This window comes from Nocardiopsis salina YIM 90010, assembly GCF_000341025.1.
In the GTDB taxonomy this organism is placed as follows: domain Bacteria; phylum Actinomycetota; class Actinomycetes; order Streptosporangiales; family Streptosporangiaceae; genus Nocardiopsis; species Nocardiopsis salina.
This window is the reverse complement of sequence record NZ_ANBF01000077.1, coordinates 65,633-79,062: the sequence shown is the minus strand read 5'-3', so window position 1 is coordinate 79,062 and position 13,430 is coordinate 65,633. Positions and strand designations below refer to the sequence as shown.

The 13,430-nt window shown below is 72.4% G+C and carries 13 protein-coding genes; 11 read left to right on the top strand and 2 right to left on the bottom strand.

The features are described 5' to 3' along the window. Positions 1-76 precede the first annotated feature (76 nt). The 3 genes from D474_RS0108270 to D474_RS0108260 all read left to right on the top strand — a co-directional run bounded on the left by D474_RS0108270 (position 77) and on the right by D474_RS0108260 (position 3,879). A complete protein-coding gene (locus D474_RS0108270) occupies positions 77-1,366 on the top strand; it encodes a flavin monoamine oxidase family protein (protein WP_017613115.1) in 1,290 nt (429 codons plus the stop codon). 74 nt (positions 1,367-1,440) lie between these two features. Next, positions 1,441-2,928: an aldehyde dehydrogenase (NADP(+)) gene (locus D474_RS0108265; protein WP_017613114.1), complete on the top strand. Its 1,488-nt coding sequence runs from the start codon at positions 1,441-1,443 to the stop codon at positions 2,926-2,928. Positions 2,929-3,087: 159 nt separating this feature from the next. Further along, positions 3,088-3,879, top strand: coding sequence for an IclR family transcriptional regulator (locus D474_RS0108260; protein WP_017613113.1), 792 nt, complete (start codon positions 3,088-3,090; stop codon positions 3,877-3,879). Positions 3,880-3,931: 52 nt separating this feature from the next. Here the strand turns inward: D474_RS0108260 and D474_RS0108255 are convergent, their stop codons facing one another. Next, positions 3,932-5,101: an MFS transporter gene (locus D474_RS0108255; RefSeq protein ID WP_017613112.1), complete on the bottom strand. Its 1,170-nt coding sequence runs from the start codon at positions 5,099-5,101 to the stop codon at positions 3,932-3,934. Between the two features lie 124 nt (positions 5,102-5,225). On the opposite strand from D474_RS0108255, the gene D474_RS0108250 reads away from it, so the two are divergent. The 3 genes from D474_RS0108250 to D474_RS0108240 all read left to right on the top strand — a co-directional run bounded on the left by D474_RS0108250 (position 5,226) and on the right by D474_RS0108240 (position 8,011). Further along, positions 5,226-6,152 carry a LysR family transcriptional regulator gene (locus tag D474_RS0108250; RefSeq protein ID WP_017613111.1) on the top strand — a complete coding sequence of 309 codons (927 nt, stop codon included), beginning with the start codon at positions 5,226-5,228 and terminating at the stop codon, positions 6,150-6,152. A gap of 50 nt (positions 6,153-6,202) precedes the next feature. Beyond that, complete coding sequence (locus D474_RS0108245) at positions 6,203-6,784, top strand: hypothetical protein (RefSeq protein WP_026118284.1); 582 nt, start codon at positions 6,203-6,205, stop codon at positions 6,782-6,784. 180 nt (positions 6,785-6,964) lie between these two features. After that, entirely contained in the window at positions 6,965-8,011 is a 1,047-nt protein-coding gene (locus D474_RS0108240) for a ferric reductase-like transmembrane domain-containing protein (RefSeq protein WP_017613109.1), read from the top strand. Positions 8,012-8,054: 43 nt separating this feature from the next. Here D474_RS0108240 and D474_RS0108235 read toward each other — a convergent pair whose 3' ends face one another. Then, a complete protein-coding gene (locus D474_RS0108235; RefSeq protein WP_017613108.1) occupies positions 8,055-9,050 on the bottom strand; it encodes a zinc-binding dehydrogenase in 996 nt (331 codons plus the stop codon). Positions 9,051-9,136: 86 nt separating this feature from the next. Between D474_RS0108235 and D474_RS0108230 the strand changes: the two genes are divergently transcribed. From D474_RS0108230 to D474_RS0108210, 5 genes are all read left to right on the top strand, one after another. Further along, the gene (locus D474_RS0108230) at positions 9,137-9,733 is read left to right on the top strand and encodes a TetR/AcrR family transcriptional regulator (RefSeq protein ID WP_017613107.1); all 597 of its coding nucleotides are present in this window, start codon (positions 9,137-9,139) and stop codon (positions 9,731-9,733) included. Between the two features lie 27 nt (positions 9,734-9,760). Next, entirely contained in the window at positions 9,761-10,378 is a 618-nt protein-coding gene (locus D474_RS30375) for a hypothetical protein (RefSeq protein WP_017613106.1), read from the top strand. A gap of 98 nt (positions 10,379-10,476) precedes the next feature. Beyond that, a complete protein-coding gene (locus tag D474_RS0108220) occupies positions 10,477-10,839 on the top strand; it encodes an ArsR/SmtB family transcription factor (RefSeq protein WP_017613105.1) in 363 nt (120 codons plus the stop codon). 6 nt (positions 10,840-10,845) lie between these two features. Continuing rightward, positions 10,846-12,951: a heavy metal translocating P-type ATPase gene (locus tag D474_RS0108215; RefSeq protein WP_017613104.1), complete on the top strand. Its 2,106-nt coding sequence runs from the start codon at positions 10,846-10,848 to the stop codon at positions 12,949-12,951. 87 nt (positions 12,952-13,038) lie between these two features. Next, positions 13,039-13,428, top strand: a complete 390-nt coding sequence (locus D474_RS0108210) for a hypothetical protein (protein WP_017613103.1) — start codon at positions 13,039-13,041, stop codon at positions 13,426-13,428. Positions 13,429-13,430: the final 2 nt, after the last annotated feature.

The window sequence follows — 13,430 nt, the reverse complement described above, 5'->3', positions numbered from 1 at the left end:
GTCACGCCGGCCCGAACCCCGGGCCGGGCACCCACCGGCACCCGGGCGTCGGCCGAGGGTCGAAGAAAGGCACCCCATGCAGCAATCTGCGGACGTCGTCGTGGTTGGGGCCGGTGTCGCCGGTCTGATCACCGCACGTGAACTCGGGCGGACCGGAAAGGGCGTCCTCGTACTCGAGGCCCGCGACAGGCTGGGCGGACGCGTGTGGACCGACGAACGGTTCGGCCGACCGTTGGAGATGGGCGGCACCTGGGTCCACTGGCTGCAGCCGCACGTGTGGGCCGAGATCACCCGCCTCGGGCTGGACGTCACCCGCGGCCCGCGCCCGGAGCAGGCCTACTGGCTGGCCGGCGACGAGGTGCGCACAGGCACGCTCGACGGTTTCATGGAGCTCATCGACCCGGGCATGCGCCGCCTGCTCGCCGACACCATGGACGTGATCCCGCGGCCCGACGCCCCCACCTCCTCCCCGGCCCTGGCATCGGTGGACGGGGCCACGGTCCAGGAGAAGCTCGACGAACTCGACCTGCCGGTCGAGGAGTACAACGCCAACGAGGCCGCCTGGGTCGGGCACCTCAACGCACCGCCGAGCGAGGCCGGCTTCAGCAGCGCGCTCCGCTGGACCGCCGCCACCGCCGGTTCCTGGCACCTCATGCACGAGGCCTCCGCCGTCTTCCGGCTCACCGGGGGCACGCGTGCCCTGGTCTCGGCGCTGGCCGAGGAGGCACGCGCGCAGATCCACACCTCCACCACAGTGAGCCGCATCGAGCACGGGGACGACAGCGCGGTCGTGACGACCTCCGACGGCACTCGGATCACGGCGGGCCGGGTCGTGGTGAGCCTGCCGCAGAACATCCTCCCGAGCGTGGAGTTCTCCCCCGCCCTGCCTGCGGGCAAGACCGTCCCCGCCGAGGAGAAGGCCGCCTCGCAGGGCGTCAAGGTCTGGATCAGGGTCCGGGGGCCCATCACCCCGTTCTTCGCCTACTCCTCGGCGCACCACCCGCTGTCGGTCGTGCGCACGGAGTTCATCGGCGAGGACGACGCCGTGCTCGTGGCCTTCGGCGCGGACTCGACCCGCATCGCACCGGACGACACGGACGCGGTCCGCAAGGCCCTGGGTGTGTGGCGCGACGACCTCGAGGTCCTCGACAGCACCGGACACGACTGGATGGCCGACCCGCTGTCCGGGGAGACCTGGATGATCCACCGCCCGGGACAGGTCTCTCAGTACCTGGAGCTGCAGCAGCGCAGCGAAGGGGTCCTGCACTTCGCCGGCAGCGACCACGCGAACCTCTGGCCCGGCTTCATCGACGGCGCGGTCGAGAGCGGGCTGCGTGTGGCCCGTCAGATCGCTGCCGAGGAGTGAGCCCCTCGGCGAGAGACCGGACCGGCGGGACGCCCCCGCCCAGCCGAACGAGACGAAAGGGCACCAGCACCACGATGCTCACCGCCGACTCTGCCGCCACGACGGACACCGGACCCGACGAACTGGAGCGGGTCCTCGACCGGGCCGCTTCCGCCTCCGCCACCTGGAGCGCGGCCCCCGACCACGAACGGGCTCGAGCGTTGCGCCGCGTCGCGGACACGCTCGCCTCGGCCCGGGACGAGCTCGTCCCGGTCGCACACGAGGAGACGGGCCTGCCCCACGGCCGTCTCGAGGGCGAGGTGCAACGCACCGCGGTCCAGCTGCGGATGTTCGCCGACCTGCTGGAGGAGGGCGGGCACCAGCGGGTCGTCGTGGACCGCGCCGACCCCGGGTTCGCACCCGCCCCGCGGCCGGACCTGCGCCGCATGCTCGTGCCGTTCGGCCCCGTCCTGGTGTTCGCCGCGAGCAACTTCCCGTTCGCCTTCTCCGTCGCGGGAGGGGACACCGCCTCGGCCCTCGCGGCGGGATGCCCGGTGGTGCTCAAGGCCCACCCCGGCCACCCCGAGACCTCGCAGCTGACCGCCGGCCTGGTGCGTTCGGCCCTGCGGGAGGCGGGCGCCGACGAGGGGGTGTTCAACCTGATCAGCGGCGTCGAGCCCGGGGTGCAGGCGCTGAAGGACCCGCGGATCACCGCGGCGGCCTTCACCGGTTCCCTCACCGCCGGGCGCCACCTCTTCGACATCGCGGCGTCGCGGCCGGAGCCGATCCCCTTCTACGGCGAGCTGGGCAGCATCAACCCCGCCGTGGCCACGGCCGAGGCCGTGCGCGAACGCCCCGACGACATCGCCCGGGGTTTCACGGGGTCCTTCACTCTGGGTGCCGGCCAGTTCTGCACCAAGCCCGGGCTGCTCCTGGTGCCCGAGGGCACCGACCTGCCGGAGCGCCTCCGTGAGCTCGTGGAAGGCGTGGACGACCAGCGGCTGCTCACCACCAAGGTCGCCGACGCCTACGAGCAGCGGCTGAAGGAGCTCGCCTCGACCGCAGGGGTCCGGCTCCTGGCAGGGGGCGAGCAGACCGTGCACGGCTCCGACCGGCCCGAGGCGGGGGCGAGCCTTTTCGCGGTCCACGCGCGCGACTTCGACGGCCGGGCGCAGACGCTGCTGGAGGAGAGTTTCGGTCCGGCGTCGATCGTGGTCGAGTACGGCTCGGTGGAAGAGGCGCTGCGGGTGCTCTCTCTGCTCACCGGGAGCCTCACGGCAACCGTGCACACGGCCTCTTCGCCGACCGAGGGCGAGGACCGGGACGTGCGACTGCTGCTCGACGCGGTGCGGCCGAAGGTGGGGCGCATCGTGTTCGACGATTGGCCGACCGGCGTCGCGGTGACCGCGGCCCAGCAGCACGGAGGGCCCTACCCCTCGACGACCACGCCTGCCCACACCTCGGTCGGGACCGCGGCCGTCGACCGGTTCCTGCGCCCGGTCGCCTACCAGAACACACCGGAGCGTTTCCTGCCGTCCGCCCTCAGGGACGCACCGGCGGGGAGCGGGAACCCGGCCGGCTGAGCGGGCCCGCCGCCCCGACGTCCTCCCACCGTCCGTACTCGCCGGTACGCACGGTGTGCACGCGGATTCCTGCCCGGACCCTCCACTCTCGCTGCAGCTAAGGTGGAGGGTCGGTGGAGCCCCTCGGGGTGAGTCAAGGACGCGTGGGAGGACGAACACATGGGCGAGGCGCCCGAGCCGGCGGACATGACCAACAAATCCGTGGTCAAGGCCGTGCGCCTGCTGAGGGAGCTCGCCAAGCACCCCAACGGTGCGACGGCCACCGCCCTGGCGGCCGAGACCCGTATCGCCCGCCCGACCGCGTTCCGTCTCCTCTTCAGCCTGGAACAGAGCGGTTTCGTCGACCGGGTCGACAACAACTACAGCCTCGGTTGGGACCTGGCCCGGCTCGGCAAGATCGCCGACCCCTACGCCGGTCTGGTCAAGCGTGTCCAGCCGGTGATGGACGACCTGGCCGCACGGCTCAACGAGTCGGCGACACTGTCGGTACCGCGCGGGGACGACGACCTGGAGCTCATCGCGGACGCGTCCGGCCCCCACGTGGTAGGCGGCGGTCTGGGCAAGTACATAGGCCGGCGCTTCCCGCTGCACGCGAGCTCGACGGGGAAGGTCCTGCTGGCAGAGCTGCCCACAGAGCGGCTCGCTGCGGTGCTGCCCGAGGAGCTGGAAGCCTTCGCCTCCCGCACGGTCACCGACCGCGCCGTTCTGGCCCAGGAGCTGTCCGAGGTGCGTGAACAGGGGTACGCGGTGATCGACAACGAGCTCGAGGAAGGGCTGCTCTCCCTGTCCCGGCCCGTGCGGGACTCGGCGGGGAACCTGGCGGCCGTCCTGACGGTCAACGGGCCGCGTTACCGGTTCGGCCGCGACCGTATCCCCGACGCACTGCAGGGCATGCAGGAGACCGTCAACGCCATCGTCGACGTGCTCTGGGAAGACTCCCCCCAGAAGTAGCCTGCGGCGCCCGCCGCTGGGATCCCCACGGCGACGCCCGGCCGTGGTCCTCTCACGCGGCCGCGCTGGGCTCGGTGCGCGCGGAGAAGGCGGAGAACACCGCCTGCGAGGCGAGCGGGACCAGCAGGATCGTGGCCACCGCGGCGATCACGGTCGCCGTGGTCAGGGGCACGGAGAAGGTGAGCAGTCCGATCAGGACCGGCGGGACGCCCGCGCCCGCGTAGAAGGCGATGTAGAGCGCGCCCGAGATCCCCCCGCGCTGGGCCGGAGGCACGGTGTTCTCCACCGCCGCCGACGCTCCGCCGTACGCGAGCCCGTGTCCGATCCCGGCGACGACCGCGGCCACGGCGATCAGGAAGGTCGCCCCGCCGAAGGACAGGGCCAGCAGGACCAGGCTGATCAAGAGCGCCAGGAGCCCGGCCATCTGGGCGTTGCGCAGGCCCAGCACGGGTACGGCCGGTTGCGCGAACAGGGAGAACAGCAGGACGGTTCCGAGGATCGCACCGACCACGGCGAGGTTGCTCTGTCCATCACGCGCGAGCAGGGTCGGGATGACCGACAGGAACAGGCCCGCGGTGGTCCACGCCAGGAACCCGGTCCAGGCGGCCGCGCGGAAGACGGGCCGCAGGGGACCGGGCACGTGCGGACGGGTCGGCCGCCAGTGCCGCAGCGTCGCCCCCTCCGCGCGCGGCAGCGCGGACACCCGGTTCCATGCGACCCACAGCAGCACGAGGTGCAGCAGGAACGGAAGCGTCAGCGGTGCCGGGAGGTACTGGCCCAGGAACCCGGCGGCGATCGGTCCCAGCGCGGTCCCTCCCACGAAGGCGGCGCCGGCCGCCACCGCGGCCCTCCGAGCCCCTGCTTCCCGTACCGAGGAACCGATGAGCGCGACCGCCGCACCGGTGGCCGCACCCAGCGCGATGCCCTGCGCGGCCCGGCCGGCGATCATCCAAGCGGGGCCGGGCGCGAGGGCGAAGCAGACCGAGCCGAGCGCGGCGGCCGCGATCCCCCACCGGAGCACCGTGCGCGGGCCGAGCGCGTCGGAGGCGGGGCCGAGGAACAGCAGCGCCGGGATGCTGGTCAGCGCGAAGGTCGCGTAGGTGATCGTCATGAACGCATCACCCGCCCCGAACGCCTCCTGGTATCCGGGATAGAGCGGGCTCGGAAGGTAGGCGCCGACGGTGAGCACCACCAGGACGAGGACTCCGGCACGCAGTTCCACAGGGCGGCCCGTTCGGGGGCCGCTTCCCCTCTCACGCTTCGTAAACATCACGGGACCAAGTTTGGCGACCATGATCGCTGATGAGAAGCAAACATTTTTCTCCAGAACCGTGCAAAATGATTGCATGATCGATCCGAAGCTCAAGGTCCTGCAGATGGTGGACCAGCACGGCACCGTCACCGCGGCCGCCGAGGCGCTGCACTACACGCCCTCCGCGGTCTCCTACCGGTTGCGCCAGCTCTCCGAGGAGCTCGGGGTCGACCTGCTGGCGCCCTCCGGCCGGGGGATCACACTCACCGCCGCGGCACGCGTGGTACTGCGCCACGCGGAGAACCTGTACGCCGAGGCCGAGCGCACCTACGCCGAGCTGGCGGCGACCGCCGAGCAACCCACCGGGCTGTTCACGCTGTGCGGGTTCTCCACCGCGGCCACGCGCCTGCTCCCGCCGGCCGCCGCCGACCTGCGGGACCGGTTTCCCCAGGTGACGCTCCGGGTGATCGAGGCCGAACCCGTGCGCTGCTTCGACCTCCTGCATTCGGGCGACGCCGACCTCGCCCTGGTGACCAACACGGCCGGTACCCCGCCCGCCGGTGACGAGCGCTTCGACCAGCATCCGCTGTTCGACGACCCCTTGGACCTGGTGGTTCCGGAGGGACACCGCCTGACCGACCTGGACCGGGTCACGCTCGCCGACGCCGCGGACGAACCCTGGATCGTCGGCAGCACCGGGACCACTTACCACCACCTGGTCCTGAACGCCTGCATGACGGCGGGCTTCACCCCGAACATCGCCCACCACGCCGACGAGTGGGACACCGGGACGGCCCTGGTCGCTCACGGGTTCGGCATCATCCTCGTCCCGAAGCTCGCCCGGCTGCAGGACCGGCCGGTCGTGCGCCTACCGCTTTCCGGGGAGCCCGCCCCCGTGCGCCGGATCCTGGCCGCGACCCGCAAGGGCAAGCGCGACCACCCCCTCGTGGCGGCGGCGCTGGAGAGCATCAGTTCCTCGTCGACGCTCCGCCCGGTCGACGAGGACGGCGCTCGAGCGTGACCGGCCTCTGGAACTGACCCGGCGGAGCCCGCGGCGGAAGCACTGACACCATGGACGCGATGCCGGAGAGCCGGGGTTGTCGACACTTGCGGGCCGGGGTGTTCACCCTGGTCTGCGCGAGCCTGTCCGCGCACGGGCACGCGTTGAGCAGCGGCCATGACATTCCGCTCCTCGGGCTGTTGCTCGGGATGGCCGCCGTCCACACCGTTGCTTGGGCGTCCTCCACCCGCAGCATGGGACGGCTCCGGATCGCGGGCCACATGCTCTGGGGCCAGTTCGCCCTGCACATGGCCCTGAGCGTGACCGCTTCCTCGGGCGGTGGCCACGCCGCTCACGGCCAGAGCCTGGACACTGCCCAGGGCGCCTCCGCCGGAACCATGATCGCCATGCACGTGGTGTCCGCCCTGGTGGGCGCATGGTGGCTGCACCGCGGCGAGCGGGCGTTCTTCGCGTTCTGGGGTTTCATGGCCCTGCGGGCCCTGCCGCTGCTGGTGGTGGCCGGAGTGCTGCCTGCCCCGGCCACGCCGCCGAAGGCACGGTCCCCGTTCCCCGATCAGCGTGGCCGACCCGCGTTCTCCTACCTCCGGTACACACAGGTCCTGCGCGGCCCACCAGTGCCTTCCTCGGCCTGACCCCCCGTCGTCCTGGGCCACGAGAAGTCACTGTACCGAGCGACTCGCGCGACGCACGTGTACCGCTGCCTGCCCGGTCATGACCGGGCGGTCCTGGGTGCGACGTGTGTCCGGACGCGCCGCCGCACGCTCGGAGCAGCGTTTTCAGGATCACCGCGAAACGCCCCGAGGAGCCTGTCCATGACCTCCCCTTCCCTTTCCCGGAAGAGCCACCGCCGTGTGGACCGACGCACCCTGCGCACCGACCTTCGCCATCTCGTGTTCGACGCGGCTCTGGCTCTCGCGGTGACCGCATCGATATTCGCCCTCCTGTACTGGCGGGTCGAGACCAGCGCCTCTCAGACCCTCGACGTCATGCCGGAACTGGACGACGCACGTGTGTACTGGCTCTACTGGGCCTGCCAGGCCTTCGGCTGGTCGGCCCTGCTGTGGGCCTGGGTCAGCGTGGTGTTCGGCCTGGCCCGGTCGATGGTGCCGCTGCGGTCCTCCCCGTTCTCCCACGCGCAGGTGGAGCGGTGGCACCGCGTCACCAGCATCACGACGATGCTGCTGATGCTGGCCCACGCGCTGGCGTTCTTCGCCGAGAAGGTGCGCGCGAACGACGACGGGCTCGGCCCGGTCCCGCGATTCCTGACGGCCCTCGCCGACACGTTCGTTCCCGGCCACTACTCCTCCGGGACCGGTGAGGTGGCCATCCTCATCGGCCTCATCGCGCTGTACCTGGCGATCCCTCTTGGCCTGTCCTTCTACGTGCGTTCGTGGACCGGAAGCAGGTTCTGGCGGGTCCTCCACCGGTTCGTGATCATGGTCTACGTGCTCAGTGTCTGGCACACCCTCCTGTACGGCACCAACGTGTGGTTCGACGGTTGGTTCCGGACCCTGGTCTGGGCCCTCCAACTTCCGGTCGCCCTGCTGTTCCTGGCCAGGCTGTTGCGCCCGCTGCGCCAGGACGAGCGCCTGCCCCTGCGGCGCGTAGCGAAGGATCCGGGTCCCGGTGTGCTCGTACGCCTGGCGGGGCGGGTTCTCACCGCCGCCGGCGTGGTCGTCCTGCTCCTGGCCACGGTCACCGGTCGGGACGGCGGTCGCACGCCGGGCGAGGAGCCGGGGGACATGCTCGTCACCCAGCCGATGGTCTGGGGAGGTCTCGCGGTCCTGTCGACCGTGATGGGAGCCGTGGCCCTGGCACGGTGGCCGCGTCGTCCTGTTCCCAGCACACAGGTCGTGTGAATCGGGCCCCTGACCCGTCGCCGGTTCCGTGCTGCCCGGCCCGTCACCGCACTGTCAGCACGAGCTTGCCGATGTGGCGGCGGGTCGCGAGTTCGGCCTGGGCGCGGTGCACGTCGCCGAGGCCGAAGGTGGCGGCGACGACCGGCCGCACGTCCCCGCTCCGGGCGATCTCCACGAGGGTCCGGAAGTGCGCGGGGGTGTGCATGCTGGAGCCGACGAGCACGAGGTTGCGTGTGTACAGGCGTCGCACGTCCAGGTGCGGGTCGGCGCCGCCCAGCGCGCCGGCCACGATCCACCGGCCGCCGTCGCGCAGCGACTCGAGCCCCTCGGTGAGGCCTGTACCGGCGACGACATCGAGCACGGCGTCGAGTCCCTCGGGGGCGACCCCGGCGATGTGCTGCCACGGGTCGCCCCCGCCACGGTCCAGGACGTGCTCGGCACCGGCCTCGCGAACCGCGTCNGCCGCCGCCAACTGGACCAGCGCGAGCCCCACCCCGCCGGATGCGCCGGTGACCGCGACGGTCTCCCCCGCGCGTACGCCGCCGCGTTCGAGCATGCCGAGGGCGGTGCCGTAGGCGGTGGGGAAGCACGCCAGTTCGGTGTCGCTCAGCGGGGAGTCCCCGACGCGGTGCACACGCGCCGCTCCGGCCAGGACGTACCAGGCGTACCCGCCGTCGCGCTCGCTGCCGAGCAGACCCACGGGGTTGGCGTCGTTCCCGTCGCCGTCGTAGATCGCGGGGTCGACGAGGACACGTTCCCCGGTGAGGCCCGGATCGACGCCCTCGCCGGTGCCGGCGACCGTTCCGGCGATGTCGGCCCCCTGCACGCGGGGGAAGTCGATCGGCCCGCGCCACCCGGACCGCGCCTCCGGGTCGCCGGGGGCTCCGTAGGCGCCCTCGCGGGTCCACAAGTCGGTGTTGTTGAGCGCGACCGCCGTGACCTCGACCAACACCTGCCCGGCCCCCGGGGCGGGCACCGGGACCTGTGCGAGCTCCAGGGCGTCGGGGCCGCCGTGGCGGGAGATGCGGGCGGCGAGCATCGTTTTTTCGTCGACCATGGTGGTGAACCCTCCCTCGCGTATACTGATCTGTGAACCTTCCCCGGCAGCCTAAGGTACACAGATCAGTGAAGGCAACCGCTCTCGACCCCGACACGTTGACCCCGGGCGCACGGCGCGTCCTCGACTCCGCCTCCGAGCTGTTCTACGAGCGCGGCATCACGGCCGTCGGGGTCGATCTGATCGCCCAGCACTCCGGCGTCACCAAGCGCACGCTCTACAACCGGTTCGGGTCCAAGGAGGCCCTCGTCGCGACTTACCTCCTGGCACGCGACCGCCGTTGGCGTGCCCACGTCGCCGGCGCGCTCGCCACATCCGGCCTCACCCCCCAGGAGCGCGCGACCGCCCCCTTCCGGGCGCTACGCACATGGATGCTCGACAACCGCCGCGGCTGCGCCTTCATCAACGCCCTGGCGGAACTGCCCGACCCAGAACACCCCGGACACCGGGTGGCCGCCGACCAGCAACAGTGGCTGCTGGAGCTCTTCACGTCCCTGGCCACCGAAGCCGACCTGCGCGACCCCGGTGACCTGGCCCACCAGCTGCTCTGCCTGTACGAGGGGGCGCTGGCCGTGCAGACCCCCGCCACCACCCGCAGCAGCGCGGAGACCGTCGCCGACGCCGCTTCCGTGCTCGTGCGGGCCGCTGCGCCGAGCGCCCCCTGAACAGGAACCACCGGAAGAAGGAACCCCATGCTGCTCGTCCTCTCCGGCGCCTCGGGCGTCGGCAAGAGCACGGCCCGCCTGCACGCCGCCCCGCTCCTGGGGCCCGGGTTCGAACCCGTGGAGCTGGGGCACTACCCGCCAATCCCCCAGACCCCCACCTCCGCGTGGCGGCAGGAGACCGTGGAGCGGATCGTGCAGCACGCGATCGACCTGGACGGACAGGGCCGCCACCTCCTGCTGGCCGGTGATCCGGTCCCGGCCGGTGAGGCGCTCGCGGCCCCGTCCGCGGACCGGATCGACATCGCGGTGTGCCTGCTCGACGCCGACGCCGGGGCCCAGGGCGCCCGCCTGGACGCCCGGGACGAACCGGCCGGGACCAGGCCCCTGCACACGGCGTTCGCCGAATGGATGCGCCGGCACGCGGTCGACCCCACGCACGCACCCGAGGTGGTCACCGGCGACGCCTGGCCCGGGATGCGGTGGGACCGCTGGGTCGGCGCCGACATCGCGGACCGGTGGGGGATGGCCGTGGTCGACACCTCCCACCGCACGCCTGAGGAGGTCGGCGCTTCGATCGCCGACTGGGGGCGGCGTGCGGTGCGGGGCAAAGCACCCGTGTTCCGCGCCGGCTGGCACCTTGCCTGAGGACGGCCCCGCAGGCCGCGTCGGGGGTCGGACAGCCGTGCCCTCTCGCGCCTTCCACCCCACTTGTCCATCATACCAACATTCGTTAGATTGTTGGCATGGCTTCCGATTCCTGTGATCTGCTCTGCCTCGACCTGCCCCAGGCCGAGAGGGTCCGCGCTCTCGTGCCCGTCGACGGCAACGCGCAGGAGGCCGCGGACCGCGCGCGTGCGCTGGGGGACCCCACCCGGCTGCGCATCGCCCGTGCCCTGCAGGTGGGCGACGAACTGTGCGTGTGCGATCTGGCCTGGGTCTGTTCGTCCTCGCAGAAACTCGTCTCCCACCACGTCCGGCAGCTGCGTACCGCCGGCCTGGCTGCATCGCGCCGCGACGGCAAGCTGGTGATGTACCGCCTCACCGACGTCGGCCGGGCACTGCTCTCGGCACTCCTGCCCGACACCGAGGCGGCGGAGAGAGGCTGACCAACGATGTCCGACCTGTGCTGCGGCGACGACCCGACGCCCCCCTCCGGGCAGGACCGGCCCCTCCCACCCGCGGGGGACTCCGGCAACTGTGCGGCGTCCTGTTCCTGCTGCGCCGGCCAGGGGTCCGGACCGCCCCGGGCCGACACCGACGACGGTGGAAGCGACGGCTGCGACGACCCGACCTGTGCCTCCCCGTCCGCTGCACGGTCCACCGCGCCCGGTCGGTGGTGGGCTTCGTCGGCGATGCGCTGGTCCGGCGCTGCCGGTGCGCTGTGGCTCGCCGGACTGCTCGTCGGCTGGACCACCGGCGCGACGGCTGTCCCGACCCTGCTGTACGCGGGCGCGATCACGGCAGGGGGACTCACCTTCGTGCCTTCGACCCTGCGCGCCCTGCTGAAGGGCCGCCTCGGGGTGGGCACTCTCATGACCGTGGCCATGGTCGGGGCCGTCCTGCTCGGCGAGGTCGGAGAGGCCGCCATGCTGGCCTTCCTCTTCTCCTTGGCCGAGGCGTTGGAGGACCACGCAGTGGCGCGCACCCGCCAAGGCCTGAGGTCCCTGCTCGACCTCGTCCCCGCTCGGGCGACCGTGCTCCGGGAAGGCGCCGAACACACCGTCGCCCCGGAGGAGCTGGTACCGGACGACGTACTGCTGGTGCGCCCCGGCGAACGTGTCGCCACGGACGGTGTCGTGCGGTCGGGCAGATCCGCGTTGGACACCTCGACCGTGACCGGGGAATCGGTCCCGGTCGAGGCAGTTCCGGGCACCGAGGTCTTCGCGGGCACGGTCAACGGGGGCGGTGCCCTGGAGGTCGACGTCACCGCACGGGTGTCCGACAACTCCCTGTCCCGGCTCGTGCACATCGTGGAACGCGAGCAGGCCCGCAAGGGTGCGGCCCAACGGCTGGCCGCACGCATCGCACGCCCGCTCGTCCCGGTGATCCTCGCGGCCGCGGCGCTCATCGCCGTGGCCGGTTCCCTGGCAGGCGATCCGGGAACGTGGATCGAACGTGCCCTCGTGGTGCTCGTGGCCGCCTCGCCGTGCGCGTTCGCCATCTCCGTCCCGGTGACCGTTGTGGCCGCCATCGGGGCGGCGAGCCGCTCGGGGGTCCTGGTCAAGGGAGGGGCCGCTCTCGAGAGCTTCGGGGCGGTACGCACCGTCGCGCTGGACAAGACCGGGACCCTCACCCGCAACGCCCCCGCGGTGGTGGCCGTGGAGCCCGCGCCCGGGCACACGCGGGAGCAGGTCCTCGCGGTGGCCGCCGCCCTGGAGGCCCGCAGCGAGCATCCCCTGGCCGCTGCGATCCTGGCGGCGAACCCTGCCCCCGGACCCGCCTCCGACGTCGAGGCGGTGCCCGGCCAAGGTCTGACCGGAACCCTGGACGGCACACCCGCCCGTCTGGGCCGTCCCGGGTTCGTGGAGCCCGGTGGCCTCGGCGGCACAGTGGCCGAGCTTCAGGCGCAGGGGGCCACGACCGTCCTGGTCGAGCACGGGGACCGTGTCCTGGGGGCCGTGGCGATCCGTGACGAGCTCCGCCCGGAGGCGGCCGCAACCGTGGCCGAACTGCACCGGATGGGCCTGCGTACGGTCATGCTCACCGGCGACAACGGACGGACCGCGTCAGCCCTGGCCGCTCAGGCGGGTGTCGGCGAGGTCCATGCCGAACTGCGCCCGGAGGACAAGTCCGCACGCGTCGATGCGCTGCGCCGCCACGGTGCCGTCGCCATGGTCGGAGACGGGGTGAACGACGCCCCCGCCCTCGCCACCACCGACGTGGGTGTGGCGATGGGTGCGATGGGGACGGACGTGGCCGTGGAGGCCTCCGACGTCGCCCTCATGGGAGAGGACCTGCGCACCCTGCCGCGCGCGCTCGCCCACGCCCGCAGGGCGAGGCGGATCATGATCCAGAGCCTCGTGCTGTCCGGCGGCATTCTCATCACGCTGGTCCCGCTGGCCGCTCTGGGTGTCCTGGGGCTCGCCGCGGTGATCCTCACCCATGAACTCGCGGAGGTGCTGGTGATCGCCAACGGGGTCCGCGCGGGCCGCCGCGGACGCGGCGACGGCAGCACCACCGCACCGGAGGCCTCCCCGAGCAGTCCCGTGCCGGTGTAGATGTTGCACACTCTCCGACCACGCCCCTCCCCGAGGATTCGGCCGCTCGGGAGGCAGCGCTCCGTGACCCCCGGTAGGGTCCACCCTGTGAAGCACCGACCGCACCTGCACCGACGCACCTTCGTGGTGTCGTTGCTGGCCGCGGTGGCGCTGTGCTTCCTGTGCGCCGTGTGCCACCAGACCCAGGCCGAACCGCTGTCGGCCCCGGCGGTCGCGGGGTTCTCGGCCTGCCCGGACGAGGCCGGTCCGTCCCCCGCGGACACCGACCCGCCCTCCCCGGAACACCATTGCGAGACCTCCGAGGGACAGGTACTGCCCTCGGGCCAGTCCCCGCTGTTGCTCGGCGCGGTCCTGCCGCTCACACCGTTCCTGCGCAAACCTCCCGCCCGCGGCCCCGCCGGACCCACAGCGCACCCGCGCCCTTCCCCGCCGCACGGCTTCACGCTCCTGACCAGGCTCTGCGTCCAACGGGTGTAGTC

Excerpts from the sequence above, each read along its gene's own strand:
- D474_RS0108270 (WP_017613115.1), top strand. The coding sequence starts at position 77 with ATGCAGCAATCTGCGGACGTCGTCGTGGTTGGGGCCGGTGTCGCCGGT.
- D474_RS0108265 (WP_017613114.1), top strand. The coding sequence starts at position 1,441 with ATGCTCACCGCCGACTCTGCCGCCACGACGGACACCGGACCCGACGAA.
- D474_RS0108260 (WP_017613113.1), top strand. The coding sequence starts at position 3,088 with ATGGGCGAGGCGCCCGAGCCGGCGGACATGACCAACAAATCCGTGGTC.
- D474_RS0108250 (WP_017613111.1), top strand. The coding sequence starts at position 5,226 with ATGATCGATCCGAAGCTCAAGGTCCTGCAGATGGTGGACCAGCACGGC.
- D474_RS0108245 (WP_026118284.1), top strand. The coding sequence starts at position 6,203 with ATGGACGCGATGCCGGAGAGCCGGGGTTGTCGACACTTGCGGGCCGGG.
- D474_RS0108240 (WP_017613109.1), top strand. The coding sequence starts at position 6,965 with ATGACCTCCCCTTCCCTTTCCCGGAAGAGCCACCGCCGTGTGGACCGA.
- D474_RS30375 (WP_017613106.1), top strand. The coding sequence starts at position 9,761 with ATGCTGCTCGTCCTCTCCGGCGCCTCGGGCGTCGGCAAGAGCACGGCC.
- D474_RS0108220 (WP_017613105.1), top strand. The coding sequence starts at position 10,477 with ATGGCTTCCGATTCCTGTGATCTGCTCTGCCTCGACCTGCCCCAGGCC.
- D474_RS0108215 (WP_017613104.1), top strand. The coding sequence starts at position 10,846 with ATGTCCGACCTGTGCTGCGGCGACGACCCGACGCCCCCCTCCGGGCAG.